Genomic DNA, 15,409 nt, shown 5'->3' on the forward strand with positions numbered 1-15,409 from the left:
TTTGGTTAAGACATTTATGTTAAAGGAGTAGGATTTGCATTGAATTATAGTTAATGAGGTCACTTAGAAATATCTTTTTATTTATACCTAAATGATGTGTTTAAAGACGATGCTCACTGTTATTAAGTAGCAATTTTCGGGTTATTGTGGCCTTAAATAATTGTGCCTCGGCTCCATCTATCGTATGTACAATTAGGAATACTTCAACGGTTTCCTGAGAGACGACGACCTTTTTAACATAAGTCTGGATGATCTTTTTAAGATCTTCCGGATTTTTGTTTTTTATTGCGACAATATCTTTTTCCAAGTATTGAATGACCATATCACGGCTTATGTTAAGCTTCAAGGACTTACGTGTGGCATCACGAATTATAGCTTCTATCTCCGCTTTCTCTTGCTCCAGTTTAGATAATCTATCCGTCAGGGCTGTGCTGGCCGTACCATTGGCGATATGATCAATGATGTTATCAATCTTTTTTTGAATATCATTGGATCTACCCCGAAAGGCTTTAACATCAATGGTATCCGTCTTCTTCATATTCTCATAAAATTCAATGACTTGATCGGCCAGACTTTGGATTGATGAAGGATTCAACAAGTTTTTCTGCAAATCTTCAATTACTAGATTCTCTATGAAATCTTTATTGATGGCTTTCAGATCACAATCTCCGGCTCTCCGTCTTGTTCCACAATGATATCTTGAGTACTCATGCTTGTTTCGGCCATCTTTTGCGGTATGGCCCGATAGCAAGGCTCCACACTGTGAACAGTAGATCTTACCGCTGAGCAAATAATTCACCTTTGCTTTATTTGATGCGTTCATTTGACTCCTCCTTAACTTCTCTTGGATTGTTTTGAATAAATCTGTATCGATGATCTGGGGCATTCCTCCAGGGATTCTGATAATATCCTCCTCGGTTTTTATTTGACTCCACTTTTTCCTGCCCTTGGACCGATTGAAGATGTACATGCCGGTATATTTTTCATTTGTGAGGATACTTCGTAATGTAGATTGACTAAATGGTTTACCAGTCTTGGCTTTTAAACCACGTTCATTCAGCATACCTATTAATCGCTTATAACCATAGCCTTCAGCAAATCTTTGAAAGATAAATCGTACGGTCTCGGCTTCAGATTCATTGAGAATGTACTTTTTATCGGGCCCTACATCATAACCGAGAGAGGGTTTACCACCTGTATGCTGGCATTTCAGTGCCGTCTCGTTTAAGCCTTTCTTTACTTCACGGCTCAAATTTTGTGAGTAGTATTCTGCCATGCCTTCAAGGACACTTTCCAGAATTATTGACTCAGGACTTCCATCGAGGTTCTCCAGTACTGATTTTAATATAACTCCGTACTTTTTCAACTGATGTCTATATACGGCACTATCATATCTATCACGTGAAAAACGATCTAGCTTGTGCACAATTATAGCCTGAAAGTCCATGCTGGCTGCATCTTTAACCATTTGTAAAAACTGTGGGCGATTGTCGGTAGTTGCACTCCGGGCTTCGTCTCGATATTCTCTGATGATTTGATAACCGTTCCGACTTGCGTAGTCATTGATAGCTCTTACTTGGGCATCTATAGATTCTTCACGTTGGTTATCAGAACTATAGCGAGCGTATATTACAGCGTTTATCATTTGATTGGCCTCCAATAATTAATTAGAAAAAGGCATACCGCTAGGCATGCCGTAGTGATTTGGTGCGTGTGAGCTAAAAGCATAATATACAAATATAGTTTATATTAGCTCCTGCATTATTTTACTGTTAAGTTTCGTGAATAGAATTCAGATATGCCTTCAATAGGCTTTAGATTATTGCGAATTCAGGCTGTTGTTTATCAGAGTCCAACGGTACTTCGTTTTTTATTGAAATCAATTCGACATTGTTAACTGAGAGTTCTTGTTCCATATAAAGAAGCTCATGAGGGTCTCTTATTAGGCATGTTGTATCATAAATCAGCACTGCATCAAACTTTTGAGTGTTGATATCTTCCATCATTGAGAGTAATCCGGGTTTTTGATCATGGATACGATCGCGGAACAAATCAGTATAGACCATTAATATCTCAACTCAGTTCACTTGGGCATATTGCTCAATGGCTGATAGTTGTTCTCTGGTAGATATTTGGCTAACAGTGTTGTACATAAAGTTACTTGTATAAGCTACAGCTCTCATAATTAATCTTCCTCTCGAGATATTGGATTAGCTTGATCAGTTTTGTTACGGTTGGACAAGTGCTTCACTAGGTCCTCGACGCTTCTGCTAATAAAAATGAAATCTTCTCGTGATAAATATTGCGAATATTGTAACAGTGTTCGTGTAATTGGAGTAAAACATAGTTTTTCGAGTAATTCCCCTTTATCTTCGTCCAACACAATAGGGCTTTCCCTCTTCATATCAGTGAGTACTCGTTCAAGTTGATCATCAACATCAAGTGAGTTCTCGCCGCTTGTTACTAGCTCGGCCATGATCTTCGTCAGGTCTTCCTCCGTGTATCCTAGTGCTCTTATGAGTTTACTGGTAACAGCGGTAGAAGGATTTTCTTTCTTTCCCCTTTCTAAATTACTTATGTAGCTGCCTGGCACTCCGGAAATTCGTGCAAGCTCGTTTACACCAATCTCTCGCTTGTTCCTTAATGCTTGTAGAATAACTCCAAAACTCATAAAGCTCATAAAATCGCTCCTCTAATTGATATCTGTTAGATTACAATAACTAAAAAATACGTATATATCAATAATTGAAATTGGTAGTATACATTAGATATAGTTAGAATTAATGAGCAAATATAATATTCTATTATGTAAAGAAAGAAAAGTTTATTTTTGTTATCTGGATAATGATGATAGACTGTCGTGTGTAAATTGAATGTATGGGAGGACTCCATTTGAGTAGGAAAAGAATCATCGCAACTACCTATCAAAGGGAAAGTGGAACTCAGACCCATCAGGAGATAGGTGAGATGCTGTTATCGGACGATTATAATGAGTCGATTGTAATTGAAAGTTTGCTACAGGGCTTTCTGAACAGCACGTCTAATGCAACTTCGGGTGACTGAACACTTTTCATACACTAATGAGGATTAATAATGAGATAGATTTACATACAAAAGAGGAAGAACTATGAGCGATAGAGACAACGAGGGGGGATTCACAAAACTGACACATTTATATTGTCATACAAACAGATCAGAGGCTATTAAAGAAAAGAAAATATCTTCAGGACAACGACTGTTTCTTTCTCCTATAAGTAGGCAAACTGCTTACTGTAGAAGGGATGACAGTCGTTGTTGCATTTACCAAAGCACATTATATCAGAAAGGATGTACGTCTATGCTACACACTATTGAATTGACAACCAGAGTAGAGGTTAGCATTTTTTATGCTTTAAGAAGAGAGTTCGGTATGCAAGTTATCTCTGCCAGCCAGAAGACGGAAGAATTCAGGAACTATGGATTTCGTGAGGTCCAGTTGAACAGCATTGATATCAACGGCATGATTATCAGGCTTGCAGTAATCAGGTTGAATACAAAGGTCTTGTTAGATAATCAGGAAACAATCCTATCCACTCAGGCCTCAGAGACGCATCGGATTGCTGCGGCTTTTAATGAACGTAAGTCCACTATCTTTGGGGACTTTACAAATGATTTACCTGATTTTGATCAGTGGACGTGTAGAAGGATAGATTACTGTATGGATGTCATTACGGAACATGTCAGTGCGTATGTAGCCCTGTTTCAACGCTGTAAGCTTCCAAGCCATCATTACAATATTAATATTAAGAAGAAAGGGAGCTCCTACATGAAATCCAACTCTGTGACGCTGAACTTCTACGATAAATTTGATCAGCTTGAAAAACATCTCTTAGCACTGGATAAGACAATGACAAATAAAGAGCAGAACGAGGCAACCAATATGCTGCGATTCGAGATACAATGTCAACGAGGTAAAACAGACTATATCAAGCGAAGAGAGGGATTTGATAGTAAAAGCATTGAACACTTTCTTGATTCATCTCTCTCTAACAAGTTGATACTGGATTACTACGATAAAAGCATAGGTACTGGTGACTTTTACAGTCTTCATGGGGCAAGAGCAATCGTAGACCGAGCGAATCTTCAGTTCCGAACGAAGCAGACAATCTTGAATACTTTGAAGTTAATAGCAAAAACAAGAAGTATAGAAAAGGCAAGAGTACAGTTTATAGAAGGAGTAGACATTGGTGGGGGGACTATTGTTAAAGGAAGTAGAAAAGCTTTCAACGATAATATAAAGAAAATCCGTTTGTTGGGAATTAATCCAGTTACGATCCCCCGTAACTGGGATATTACCTTTTTACCAAATCCACGTGAGCTCATACTCTCAAGGATGCAATCAGAATTAGAAGAAACACACTGAATGCATCGTGAGAGGCTGCTTGTTCAGTTATGTCTCCTAATTATCAGTTATAGTGGCAAAGGCTTCTTACGGATCAAACTGGTGACTCTGTGGGCCTATTTCAGTCAAAGTAAAAGTGGACCTTACCCATTTGAGGTGAGATCCACTTTACTATACTTAATTAGAGAATTATCAAAACCAATACATAAAACCAAATTGGACAAGCGGTGCGGCAACAATAACCCCAGGGCCCGGAAAAGCCCCTGCAATATGACCGACTGTGGTGCCACAAATCCAGTTCGTCCAAAAACCTGAATCTTTGCGATGAGCACGCTTTTTATGCAGCATTATCCAATCCCTAACATCACTAGTTCAGCGATGAAGTATAGACCGCCAAACGCAATCATTGCGATACAGACGCCAATATAAAGCACAGTATCAATTACAACATATCCTTTTAGAAAATTGTTCAAATGCTTCCCCCACGCTATCTATTCACTATGAAGCTTTACGGGTCACAGTAATGAATATCAACCCAACAACGCCGCCAACGATACCGCCAATGCCGTAACCAGCAATTCTATCGCTCTGCATCTCCTGACGGCCAATCTCAGCTCCTGCTCTGAACTTCATTGATCCGGTATTCTCTGCGACCTGAGACATCATAGCAATGGCCTTTTGCTTCTTATCGCTTTCTTGTGTACTGATCAGTCCGCCAATAAACGCCCCCAGAACGATACAGACTACTGTAACGACAACCTTACTTCTGGTCATCAGAAAAGTTTTCTTTCACGCTGGAAAACAACTCGTCAAACTGGGTACCTTCTTCGGATTGGCTTGTATTGACCTTAGTAGGCTGATTGCCGGAAGCATCTGCTTTTTTCATAATAAGTACAACTCCGACAATAAGGAGGACGATACCAGCAACAATCGCCATGATGACTGTTGAATGAGTTTCATTGCCATACATGCCGTTAAAGTACGCTTCCTCTTTGTATTGATCCGATTTGGTTCCTAATATTCCTGCAATAGTAATCCATGCTCCAAGCAGCAATGATACCCAACCTATAACTTTTTTCATTTTAGTCACTCCTGTCTGTGGTATTTAAAATTGCTACTTTACTCTCATTAAGCGTTTGGTGTTTCCTAAAAGATCTGTAAGGCAGAGCGTATCAGCATCAGGCATCATTATCTTTCGTACCCCTAAGAACATTTTTTCATGTTCCCCTGTGTACATCTCCGTAAGTCCTGGGTCAGACTCACTCAAGAAATAGTAGCCGACTACCTGCACATTATCGGTAACGGATCGCGATAAAAAAGATTTGTCGGGAAGGAATTCAAAAGTAATTTCTTCGCCCATCCCATTCGTACCCTTCCATTTTCCTATCATCCATTCATAATACTGATCAGGTCCTGCTTCTGAATGACTTGAGTCTGTAAGAGGGACAAACTCGCCCGAGTCCACGTCATAATCTAGTAGAGGAATATCAGAGCTAAATATACCACTCGGACCACTTTCTAAGGATTCCAACGTGTAATATGTAGGTTCCCCGTTAACTTCGCCTAATCGAAGAAATTCATTTATTTCGGGATTATTCAATGCTATCGCCATCTCAATAGCTGTATTGCCTTCATTGTTTCTGATTTGGAGGTCAATATCTTGCTTATAAAGGAGCTTTACAATTTCAGACTGGCTTTCCTTTATAGCAAGCATTATTGGGGTATCTCCCTTGCTGTTCTCTTGTTCATTTAAATTGGCACCATGTTCTATAAGCTTTTCTGCGGCTAATTCGCTACCTTCCATTGCAGCGAAACTGAGTGCTGTAGCCCCATCATTTGTTTTGATATTGACATCGGCACCATGATCCAAGAGTAGTTCAATAATTTTATAGTCGTTGTTTATCGCTGCGATGATAATCGCTGTAACGCCATCCTGATCTTGAACGTTGACATCAACCCCTTGATCGATGTAAGCGGTCACCGAATCAATATTGCCGCTTTGCACTGCATCCCAGAACTCATTAATACTTAAGTCGGATTTGTTTGTTTGTGGAGTTTCGGTTTCTTTATTAGCAACCGACAGCGAAGTGGGCTGAGAAGAGGGGCTTTCAGCTTCCTTAGACTGGCAGCCAGCGATTACACCCGCCATTAATAAGATTGTTGCACACAAGATTGATCGTTTCTGCATTTCTGATACCTCTTTTTCAGTTTGATTGGTTTGAGAGCAAAATGTCATCAATTTAATAGCGTTATTGGCTTTCTCTCCTCCTTGAGTTAGGCTACGACAAAATCAGGCAGCTTTTTTCACAAGCATACAAAATGTACCAATATACGTCAATGCTTATGGTTATATAATAATGATTCTTTCAGTGTGTTACTGTTTCGATCACTTTCCTCTAAATTCGTGGGAGGAAAGGAATGGTAGCATGGATGAAAAAATTGACTACAAACTCATTGGAAATTGCGTACGCGAAGAGCGACTAAAATACAACCTGACTCAGGAAAAGCTTGCAGAAAGCGTAGGGATATCTGCTTCATACATGGGACTGCTTGAACGTGGCGAGCGGATTCTCTCTGTCGAGACCTTAGTAAGGTTGTCCATTGCTCTTAATGTTTCTACCGATACCTTGCTTAAGGCAACACTGGACAGTGTGGAAAGAGATACATTTTCCCTTCAATTCGCATTACTAACAAATGGGTTGGATGATCCGCAGAAGCAAATGGTCTTAGATGTTGTCAAGGCTATGTTGCCACATTTCAAACAGGAGCAGCACAACAACGAATAAAAACCAACATTAAAGCCCTTTATACGGAGGGGCCGCCATGATAGGCTGATGCCGTGGCGATGCTGGTTCATGGCATCGCCTTATCGCCTCGTATCATGGCGGCAGAGGCTCCGTGTCAAGGGCGGCTCGAACGTAACAGTGAAGGAGCTACATCAGGCCACGCTCTTTTAGTGAGCAATAGTTCTCATTAGCGATAATTAGATGATCCAAAAGCTGTACCCCCATAATCTCTCCTGCGTTCACCAGACGTTCAGTAAGAGCAATATCTTCTCGTGAAGGCGTAGGGTCACCTGAAGGATGGTTGTGAATGGCTATGATCGCAGCAGAGCTTCTTTTAACAGCAGCTTTGTAGACCTGCATTGGGGATACTATGCAACTATCGAGTGATCCAATAGCAATTGTCTCTTTGCCTATCACTCTGTTCTTTGTATTCAGAAACAGCACTACAAAGTGCTCACGTTGCAAGTAGGCGAGCTCCGGCATCATGAGGTCTGCTGCATCCTTAGGAGAGCGTATGGTGTATACCTGTTGAGTTGGTGCATTCAGAGCACGGGCCAATTGTAGAGCAGATAGGATTTGACGGGATTTAGCCTTTCCTATTCCTCTTATAGTTAGCAGTTCATGCTCAGTAACATCAAAGAGCTCAGATAACGTCGAGTAACGATTGAATAGTTCTTCCATTACATAACCCTCCGAGTTTTCATAGAGCGTATTAGCCAGTAGGACTTTCAGAGTGTTCATTTGATATGATTGCATGTCGATTGACCTCCATAAGGTTGAAATGCAAACAGAAGAGACCGTAGTGGCCTCTCCTGCTTGTGGGCGATCTATATTTTTGGTAAGCTGATGATAAGTTGAATTACTTGGTGTGCTCCTTGTGCGAGCCACCTTTTTTTGTTTGGTTGTTTTTCATTTGATGCAGGACAGATACAACGAGCAATTGCATGTACTTACGGCCTTCAGGAGAATCACGAAAATGTGTACTCTGTGTACAGATTTTACCTGATGTTGATTGATACATGGACGTTCTCCTTTCACATTTATGAAAGATCACACTTTGTTAAGCTTTTGAAGATGTCTCTGCAACTGCGGAGCGAAGTACTTTTCAAAGTAACGCCGCATGTAGTAAGCTGCACGTTCATCATCCAGTTTCCAACATCGAATAAAGTACGTGTATAGCACAGTGCCAGCCATGCGTATGTGGCCATTCATGACTAGCTGCCGCATTAACACGGTTACGTCTTCTGGAAGACCTTGTTTTTTGATCATCGCTATCACCTCCTCTCATGGATGCACCCTCGCCGTTTTTGGTGAATGTGATTTGACCATGACTAACTGCTGTAGAGGTATAGCAAACTGTATAGTTTGATAAACCTTCTTCAACCCGTAGTTCACCTCCTTTCATGTAGGTTAGCTTCTTCCTGCTACTCTTAGACTCGTAACCTTTCTCCCAAAAATGGGAGAAAGCTGTGAAGCAGAACACCAGAAGAGGTTTTTACCATTTTTGGTATAAAGCCTAGACACTCTCCTCTTCGGTTGCCCCGAACTCTAAAGTCACATAATTCACCTTTCTCTTATCCAATGCAAAAAGAACATCTCAAATGGCCTGCATCAATAAGTGAATAAACACAGATTTCAAATGACACCCCCCGGGCAGTAATTCTTCATAGACCCTTCTTTATAATTAACCTGGAAGGGTCAGGAAATATTTAGTATTTTTGATTTCGTAATAGGTATTTTTATTTAGGAATATTTAGAAAAAACAGCTCAAAAAAAGCCGTTTCTCCAAAACGGAAAAACGATAGTTTGTGAGTATCAAATAATATATTTTTTTCAAGAATAAAGATATTACAGGGATTAAAGAATAGACATGCTGTTACTGATATGTAAATGCTAGGCGAATGTGTGCATTTAAACTGAAGTAGTAGGTAATATAAGTGTTTTGATTAAATTAATAAAATATGGAGTTTTATTGATGTGGTGAAATGATAGAGTAGGTGTCTAAGCTGATTGAAATCTGAACGCAGGGTGGGTATAGAGTCTAATGATGCCCCGAAGGGGAGTTACCTTTATATGATGAGGTAACAGGAAATTGGAGACGGTGAATTTGATTATTTCTCGAATGCTTCCTTCCTAATGTACACTTAAATGAGTCATTGGTTTTAAGCATTATTTAGAAACTCTGAGTTGGAAGATGGCAGAATCGCAGCGAGAATTCTTAAGAATGTTAAGTTAGGCTCATAGCCCTAGATATACAGGAATCCTAGATTACAATGTCGAACTAAGAATAATGTAGCCGTTGCAAAGACAAGAGGTGAAAGTTATGGAAGTAATTAACAATATTGACAAGCTCCTTGGTGACGATCTCAAACACTCCATTAAAAAAGGGTCAAAGCTGTCCATTGCGGCATCATGCTTTTCAATATATGTCTATGAGGCGTTACTGAAAGAGTTGAACCAAGTAGACGAAGTGCGGTTTATTTTCACTTCGCCTGCTTTTGTTGCTGATAGCTTCAAAAAGGAAAAACGGGAGTTCTACATTCCCAAGCGAAGCCGGGAAAAGAGTTTATACGGCACAGAGTTTGAAATACGGCTTAGGAATGAAATGACATTGAAATCAATTGCCAAAGAGTGTGGAGACTGGATTCGGAAGAGAGTTACATTCAAATCAAACCGTACTTCGGGTACCATGCAAGGGATGGTAAATCTACAAGCTGGAGACGAATCAATAACTTACATGCCGTTAGACGGCTTTACTACGGTTGACCTGGGCTATGAGAAAGGTAACGCTCTTTCAAAGATGGTCAATAAGGTAAATGAGGCTCCATTTACAAAAATGTACTTTGAATTATTCGATCAGCTTTGGAACGATAAGAGCAAGCTTGAAGACGTTACCGACCAGGTAGCAGAGCACATTTCATCTGTGTATAGAGAGAGCTCTCCTGAGTTCATTTATTATGTCATTCTATATAATATCTTTAATGAATTTTTGTCAGACATTACAGAAGATATACTGCCAAACGAAGCAACCGGCTTCAAGGAAACGGAAATATGGAATCGTCTCTACCACTTCCAGAAAGACGCTGTACTAGGTGCGATCAATAAACTGGAAAAATATAATGGATGCATTCTTGCCGACAGCGTAGGTTTAGGTAAAACATTCTCGGCTCTCGGGATCATCAAATACTATGAACTTCGTAACAAATCTGTCTTATTACTGTGTCCCAAGAAGCTTGCCGATAACTGGCTCACTTATAAACAGAACGTGACCAATAATATTCTGTACGCTGATCGATTAAGATACGATGTACTTTATCATACTGACATTTCCCGTGAGAGGGGAAAGTCTAACGACATCCCTCTTGATCGGCTCAATTGGGGCAATTATGACCTGCTCGTGATCGACGAATCACACAATTTCCGTAATAATGAAGCGAAGAAAGACAAAGAAAGTCGGTATCAGAAGCTGATGCGGAAAGTACTGAAGAGCGGCGTAAAGACTAAAGTATTGATGTTGTCGGCAACCCCGGTGAACAACAAATTTATGGATCTTCGCAACCAGCTTGCTTTGGCGTATGAAGGAAACCCTGAAGAAATCAATAATAAGCTAGGCACTGAGCGAGGCATCAACGATATCTTTAAGCGAGCCCAGTCGGCCTTTAACCAATGGTCCAAGCTCGATGCCGCTGAACGTACGACAGAGACCCTGCTTGGTATGCTGGACTTTGATTTCTTCGAGCTCTTGGATAGCCTGACTATCGCTCGTTCTCGTAAGCACATTCAGAAGTATTACAATGCGGAGGAAATCGGTGAATTCCCTAAGCGATTAACGCCTATATCCAAGTTCTGTGATCTGACAGACAGAACGGATGTCATTGGGTATAATGATATCTTTATGGAGTTGTCCAGAATTAATCTCGGCATCTATGCTCCTTTCAAGTATATTCAACCAAGTCGCTTGCGAAAGTATGAGGTACTGTACGATACAAGTGTTAAGGGTGGAAGCGGGAGCTTCAAGCAGTTGGATCGGGAAGGCAGCCTGCAGATTCTGATGAGGATCAACTTGCTTAAACGGTTAGAGAGTTCAGTAGAATCGTTTAGGTTGACGCTGTCCAAGATTATTTCCAAGCTGGAGCAGACACTGGAGAAAATTGAGGCATATGAGCAAAGTGGAAAATCAGATCCAGTTGGATACACAGAAATAGAAGATGCTAGTCTTGATGATGATGACTGGCTTGATGATGACTATTCCATCGGAGATACGATTAAGATTAATCTTTCCGATATGGATGTGCTTCGATGGAAAGAAGACTTGGCGAGCGACTATAATATTCTATCTACCCTTCACGAAGAAATGCAGAAAATAACGCCTGAACATGATGAGAAATTAAATGCCTTGAAACAAGTCATCGATAAGAAAATTAGCGAGCCAATTAATTCGGACAATCGGAAGGTCATCGTATTTAGTGCTTTCACCGATACAGTGGCATACTTGTACGCCCATTTATCCGAGTACATGAAAACAAAATACAATATTGATACCGCCAAAATTGTCGGAAGTGATGAAAATAAGAATACTGCTGGTTTGCGGAATGACATCAGTACATTGCTGACCTGCTTCTCGCCACGATCCAAAGAAAAGAAGCTTACAATGCCTGATGAAAAAGGCGAGATCGATCTGCTTATTGCCTCCGATTGCATATCCGAGGGGCAAAATTTACAGGATTGCGATTTTCTCGTCAATTATGATATTCACTGGAATCCGGTACGGATTATCCAGCGGTTTGGGCGAATTGATCGGATAGGCTCCCAAAACAAATCCATTCAGTTGGTGAACTTCTGGCCTAACATGACACTGGATGAATACATTCAATTGAAAGAACGGGTTGAGAATCGCATGGTGATTATGGATATGACAGCAACCGGTGATGACAATGTCCTGTTTAATCAGTCTAGCGATCTGGAGTACCGGAAGCAGCAGCTTAATCGCTTACAGAAGGAAGTTGTCGACTTAGATGACATGAATACCGGGGTATCCATAACGGACTTAGGTCTTAATGACTTCCGTATGGATTTGGTAAACTACGTCAAAGAGAATGGTGAACTCGATACCGTGCCAAGCGGTTTGCATACCGTTGTTTCTGCTGATGAAGATAAGGGATTAATACCTGGGATCATAATCGTTCTTCGGAATGTGAATGAAGAATTGAACCCGGACAAGCAGAATCGTCTGCACCCCTTCTATCTGGTCTACATGAGTGATGATGGTGAAGTCGTAATTAATCATATGGATGTCAAGAAGACACTCGATGTTCTACGTGCACTGTGTAGAGGACAAGCAGAACCCGTTCTGGATGCTTGCCGCAGCTTCAATCAAGCAACCAAAGACGGCAGGAAGATGGATGCCTACTCGATGCTGTTGGAGGAAGCGATTCGCTCCATTGTTCAGGTAAAGGAAGAAGGCGATCTGGATAGCCTGTTTAGCTCAGGAGGCACTACGGCTTTAATTGATTCGCTCAAAGGGCTTGAAGACTTTGAACTCATTACTTTTGTTGTCATCCGACAGGTGAATGCATGATGTTACAACTGCCATCAAGCACACTTGTGAATCGCAAAATACCGAAGAACAAATTTCATGAGAAACTCCATGCGAACAAACATCTGAAGGAACTGTTTACTGAGCAAGTCGAATCGATCATTTGGAAGCACAAACTATCCAAAGAAACGATCCATTTGGAACCGAAAGATGACATTGAGGAAGTTCAGGTGTTTGAGGTTCATTTGAAGGAGCAAGCCTACTCACTGGATCTGTTGCGGAGCATCGACAAGGCCATCCCTTATCCTATATTGCATGTCATTTTGTATGAGGATCAGGTAAAACTCGCTATCGCCTACAAGGAACGAAATCAAACCGACGATAATCGATCTGTTGTACGTTCTTATCATGAATCGGAATGGCAATCCGTAGAAGATTTAAAGCTAAACATCGTTCAAGGACTTAATCTAAAAACCGTCTATGAGAATATCATCCGTCAACTGCTACCAATCAGCACAAAGCCGGAAATCGAGCTATCAGCCGTTTTGGAGCTACAAGCAAGCATAGATGAGCTGAAGCTAGAATGTAAGAGGCTGGAGTTTAAGATTGGCGGGGAAAAGCAGTTCAATCGCAAGGTCGAATTGAATATGGAATTGCAACGTAAACGTAAAGAACTGAATCAACTTCTCGACTAAGTAACTGGAGGTCTACTAGTAAAATGAATAAACTGACAATGAAATCTGCTGATATGACTCAGGTCAATTTCGATAAGATTGCCGAACTGTTTCCTAACGTAATCACCGAGGCAAGGGATGAACAAGGAAAAGTGAAACGGACGGTTAATTTTGATCTGTTGAGGCAGGAACTGTCCGACTATCTTGTTGAAGGGGAAAAAGAGCGGTATCAATTGACGTGGCCTGGGAAAAAAGAAGCCATACTTCAAGCTAATAGTTCTATTGACAAAACATTAAGGCCAGCAAAAGAGGATAGTGATGATTGGGAAAATACACGAAACTTGTATATCGAAGGTGATAACCTCGAGGTGTTGAAGTTGTTGCAAGAATCGTATTTAAACAAAATAAAAATCATTTATATTGATCCTCCATACAATACAGGAAAAGATTTTATATATAAAGATAATTTTAATGAAACTTGTGATGAATACTTAGAAGAATCAGGTCAAATTGATGAAGATGGAAATCGACTTTTCCAGAATACCGAATCAAATGGTCGCTTTCACAGTGATTGGTTAACAATGATGTATTCTCGAATTAAAATTGCGAGAAATCTGTTAAGGGAAGACGGAGTGTTATTTATCAGTATTGGTAATGAGGAAGTGGATAACTTAAGAAAAATATGCGATGAAATAATGGGGTCTGATAATTTTGTTGAGTCCATTGTTTGGAATAAGCGAATACCGAAGAATGACAAAGGTATTGGGAGCATTCATGAGTATATTCTCATCTATGTAAAATCGAATAGTTATAACTATAAATTTACGATGGCCAAGGAGGGGTTGGACGAGATAAATGAATTGCTGAAATCCCTCAAAAAAAATAATACCCCCATCAAAGAAGCTGAAAAAGAACTTAGAAAATTATATGAAAAAAAGGGTTATGACCGGGGAATAACTTTATATAATTCACTTGATAAAAACTATAAACTTTGGGGAAAGATTAATCTTAGTTGGCCCAATGGCAATACCTTTGGTCCAAGATACGATGTCTTACACCCTGTTACTGGAAAGCCAACAAAAGTACCAGATAGAGGTTGGAGATGGAAAAAGAGCACCTTCGACGATTACCTTAACTATGATAACTTAATTAAGTTAGAAAATGGAAGTTATATGTGTGGTCAAATATGGTTTGCTGAAGATGAAAACACTCAACCTAGTCTAATTAAATATCTAGAAGATGTAGACACGTTGTTGTTACGTTCGGTCCTTAGTTATAAAAGCGATGGCGGTATGGAAGTAGAAGGGATTTTTGAGGGTAAAAGCTTTTTCGCATATCCCAAACCGACATCGATTATAAATCTTATCATTAAATCAGTGGAGACTAAACCAGGGGACATAGTACTAGATTTTTTCTCTGGTTCATCAACTACAGCTCATGCAGTTATGAATTCAAACGCTGAAGATAATAAAGAGCGTAAGTATATTATGGTGCAACTCCCTGAAGAGACACCCGTTGATTCAGAAGCTTACAAAGCAGGATACAAAAATATTTGTGAAATCGGCAAAGAACGTATCCGCCGTGCTGCTAAGAAAATAAAAGAAGAAACAGGAGAAGACATCGATTACGGCTTCCGTGTATACCGGGTAGACTCCAGCAACATGAAAGATGTCTACTACACGCCGGACAAGCTGGGCCAATTGAATCTAGATGATGTGGCATCAAACATCAAGGAAGACCGTACTGGCGAAGATTTGCTTATCCAAGTGATGCTGGAGTGTGGACTGGAGCTTTCACTGCCTATGGAGTCCAGAGAGATTGAAGGAAAAACCGTTCACTACGTAGCAGGCAACTCCTTGATTGCTTGCTTTGATGATGAAGTATCAGATTCGGTCATCAAGAAAATCGCTGAGGATCAACCACTTCGCGTTGTATTCCGCGATAGTTCTTTCCAAGACGATTCCACACGTATCAATGTAGAAGAACTGTTCAAGCTACTATCTCCAAGCACAGAAATACAAGTGTTGTAAGG

General features: G+C 40.3%; 16 protein-coding genes. 6 read left to right on the top strand and 10 right to left on the bottom strand.

Annotation, left to right across the window (positions count from 1 at the left end; genetic code table 11):
• Window positions 1-100: 100 nt before the first annotated feature.
• The 3 genes from ACDZ28_RS09180 to ACDZ28_RS09190 form a co-directional block, all read right to left on the bottom strand.
• Window positions 101-1,645 (bottom strand): recombinase family protein, encoded by a 1,545-nt coding sequence (locus tag ACDZ28_RS09180; protein ID WP_375104474.1) that lies wholly within the window; start codon window positions 1,643-1,645, stop codon window positions 101-103.
• A 169-nt stretch (window positions 1,646-1,814) separates the two neighbouring features.
• Window positions 1,815-2,066 carry a recombinase family protein gene (locus tag ACDZ28_RS09185; RefSeq protein WP_375104475.1) on the bottom strand — a complete coding sequence of 84 codons (252 nt, stop codon included), beginning with the start codon at window positions 2,064-2,066 and terminating at the stop codon, window positions 1,815-1,817.
• A 119-nt stretch (window positions 2,067-2,185) separates the two neighbouring features.
• Window positions 2,186-2,680 (bottom strand): helix-turn-helix domain-containing protein, encoded by a 495-nt coding sequence (locus ACDZ28_RS09190; RefSeq protein WP_375104476.1) that lies wholly within the window; start codon window positions 2,678-2,680, stop codon window positions 2,186-2,188.
• Window positions 2,681-2,892: 212 nt separating this feature from the next.
• Here ACDZ28_RS09190 and ACDZ28_RS09195 point away from each other — a divergent pair, with 212 nt between their 5' ends.
• Both ACDZ28_RS09195 and ACDZ28_RS09200 read left to right on the top strand, forming a co-directional pair.
• Entirely contained in the window at window positions 2,893-3,063 is a 171-nt protein-coding gene (locus ACDZ28_RS09195; RefSeq protein WP_339245671.1) for a hypothetical protein, read from the top strand.
• Between the two features lie 274 nt (window positions 3,064-3,337).
• Entirely contained in the window at window positions 3,338-4,402 is a 1,065-nt protein-coding gene (locus ACDZ28_RS09200; RefSeq protein ID WP_339245674.1) for a hypothetical protein, read from the top strand.
• 326 nt (window positions 4,403-4,728) lie between these two features.
• Here the strand turns inward: ACDZ28_RS09200 and ACDZ28_RS09205 are convergent, their stop codons facing one another.
• The 4 genes from ACDZ28_RS09205 to ACDZ28_RS09220 are packed head-to-tail and all read right to left on the bottom strand — an operon-like array spanning window position 4,729 to window position 6,569.
• Window positions 4,729-4,854 carry a hypothetical protein gene (locus ACDZ28_RS09205; protein ID WP_375104477.1) on the bottom strand — a complete coding sequence of 42 codons (126 nt, stop codon included), beginning with the start codon at window positions 4,852-4,854 and terminating at the stop codon, window positions 4,729-4,731.
• 25 nt (window positions 4,855-4,879) lie between these two features.
• Window positions 4,880-5,155: a hypothetical protein gene (locus tag ACDZ28_RS09210; protein WP_375104478.1), complete on the bottom strand. Its 276-nt coding sequence runs from the start codon at window positions 5,153-5,155 to the stop codon at window positions 4,880-4,882.
• Window positions 5,142-5,462: a hypothetical protein gene (locus ACDZ28_RS09215; RefSeq protein WP_375104479.1), complete on the bottom strand. Its 321-nt coding sequence runs from the start codon at window positions 5,460-5,462 to the stop codon at window positions 5,142-5,144. The genes ACDZ28_RS09210 and ACDZ28_RS09215 overlap by 14 nt, the downstream gene beginning before the upstream one ends.
• Before the next feature lie 33 nt (window positions 5,463-5,495).
• On the bottom strand, window positions 5,496-6,569 hold the full coding sequence (locus ACDZ28_RS09220; RefSeq protein ID WP_375104480.1) for an ankyrin repeat domain-containing protein: 1,074 nt from the start codon (window positions 6,567-6,569) through the stop codon (window positions 5,496-5,498).
• 238 nt (window positions 6,570-6,807) lie between these two features.
• Between ACDZ28_RS09220 and ACDZ28_RS09225 the strand changes: the two genes are divergently transcribed.
• On the top strand, window positions 6,808-7,167 hold the full coding sequence (locus tag ACDZ28_RS09225; RefSeq protein WP_375104481.1) for a helix-turn-helix domain-containing protein: 360 nt from the start codon (window positions 6,808-6,810) through the stop codon (window positions 7,165-7,167).
• Window positions 7,168-7,314: 147 nt separating this feature from the next.
• On the opposite strand, the gene radC is transcribed toward ACDZ28_RS09225, so the two are convergent.
• From radC to ACDZ28_RS09240, 3 genes are all read right to left on the bottom strand, one after another.
• Complete coding sequence (gene radC / locus ACDZ28_RS09230) at window positions 7,315-7,923, bottom strand: DNA repair protein RadC (protein WP_375104482.1); 609 nt, start codon at window positions 7,921-7,923, stop codon at window positions 7,315-7,317.
• A 103-nt stretch (window positions 7,924-8,026) separates the two neighbouring features.
• A complete protein-coding gene (locus ACDZ28_RS09235) occupies window positions 8,027-8,188 on the bottom strand; it encodes a hypothetical protein (RefSeq protein WP_339245691.1) in 162 nt (53 codons plus the stop codon).
• Window positions 8,189-8,217: 29 nt separating this feature from the next.
• Window positions 8,218-8,436: a hypothetical protein gene (locus ACDZ28_RS09240; protein ID WP_375104483.1), complete on the bottom strand. Its 219-nt coding sequence runs from the start codon at window positions 8,434-8,436 to the stop codon at window positions 8,218-8,220.
• Between the two features lie 1,054 nt (window positions 8,437-9,490).
• On the opposite strand from ACDZ28_RS09240, the gene ACDZ28_RS09245 reads away from it, so the two are divergent.
• From ACDZ28_RS09245 to ACDZ28_RS09255, 3 genes are read left to right on the top strand one after another with little or no spacing between them, the layout of a single operon-like run.
• Entirely contained in the window at window positions 9,491-12,745 is a 3,255-nt protein-coding gene (locus tag ACDZ28_RS09245) for a helicase-related protein (protein WP_375104484.1), read from the top strand.
• The gene (locus ACDZ28_RS09250) at window positions 12,742-13,398 is read left to right on the top strand and encodes a DUF4391 domain-containing protein (RefSeq protein WP_375104485.1); all 657 of its coding nucleotides are present in this window, start codon (window positions 12,742-12,744) and stop codon (window positions 13,396-13,398) included. The genes ACDZ28_RS09245 and ACDZ28_RS09250 overlap by 4 nt, the downstream gene beginning before the upstream one ends.
• Window positions 13,399-13,421: 23 nt before the next feature.
• Window positions 13,422-15,407, top strand: coding sequence for a site-specific DNA-methyltransferase (locus ACDZ28_RS09255; protein ID WP_375104486.1), 1,986 nt, complete (start codon window positions 13,422-13,424; stop codon window positions 15,405-15,407).
• Window positions 15,408-15,409: the final 2 nt, after the last annotated feature.

This window comes from Paenibacillus sp. RS8 (assembly GCF_041956825.1).
GTDB lineage: Bacteria > Bacillota > Bacilli > Paenibacillales > Paenibacillaceae > Paenibacillus_AQ.

What these genes read in the sequence shown, in the direction of transcription:
- ACDZ28_RS09180 (WP_375104474.1), bottom strand. Translation starts at nt 1,645, where the DNA reads ATGATAAACGCTGTAATATACGCTCGCTATAGTTCTGATAACCAACGT.
- ACDZ28_RS09185 (WP_375104475.1), bottom strand. Translation starts at nt 2,066, where the DNA reads ATGGTCTATACTGATTTGTTCCGCGATCGTATCCATGATCAAAAACCC.
- ACDZ28_RS09190 (WP_375104476.1), bottom strand. Translation starts at nt 2,680, where the DNA reads ATGAGCTTTATGAGTTTTGGAGTTATTCTACAAGCATTAAGGAACAAG.
- ACDZ28_RS09200 (WP_339245674.1), top strand. Translation starts at nt 3,338, where the DNA reads ATGCTACACACTATTGAATTGACAACCAGAGTAGAGGTTAGCATTTTT.
- ACDZ28_RS09210 (WP_375104478.1), bottom strand. Translation starts at nt 5,155, where the DNA reads ATGACCAGAAGTAAGGTTGTCGTTACAGTAGTCTGTATCGTTCTGGGG.
- ACDZ28_RS09215 (WP_375104479.1), bottom strand. Translation starts at nt 5,462, where the DNA reads ATGAAAAAAGTTATAGGTTGGGTATCATTGCTGCTTGGAGCATGGATT.
- ACDZ28_RS09220 (WP_375104480.1), bottom strand. Translation starts at nt 6,569, where the DNA reads ATGCAGAAACGATCAATCTTGTGTGCAACAATCTTATTAATGGCGGGT.
- ACDZ28_RS09225 (WP_375104481.1), top strand. Translation starts at nt 6,808, where the DNA reads ATGGATGAAAAAATTGACTACAAACTCATTGGAAATTGCGTACGCGAA.
- radC (WP_375104482.1), bottom strand. Translation starts at nt 7,923, where the DNA reads ATGCAATCATATCAAATGAACACTCTGAAAGTCCTACTGGCTAATACG.
- ACDZ28_RS09235 (WP_339245691.1), bottom strand. Translation starts at nt 8,188, where the DNA reads ATGTATCAATCAACATCAGGTAAAATCTGTACACAGAGTACACATTTT.
- ACDZ28_RS09240 (WP_375104483.1), bottom strand. Translation starts at nt 8,436, where the DNA reads ATGATCAAAAAACAAGGTCTTCCAGAAGACGTAACCGTGTTAATGCGG.
- ACDZ28_RS09245 (WP_375104484.1), top strand. Translation starts at nt 9,491, where the DNA reads ATGGAAGTAATTAACAATATTGACAAGCTCCTTGGTGACGATCTCAAA.
- ACDZ28_RS09250 (WP_375104485.1), top strand. Translation starts at nt 12,742, where the DNA reads ATGATGTTACAACTGCCATCAAGCACACTTGTGAATCGCAAAATACCG.
- ACDZ28_RS09255 (WP_375104486.1), top strand. Translation starts at nt 13,422, where the DNA reads ATGAATAAACTGACAATGAAATCTGCTGATATGACTCAGGTCAATTTC.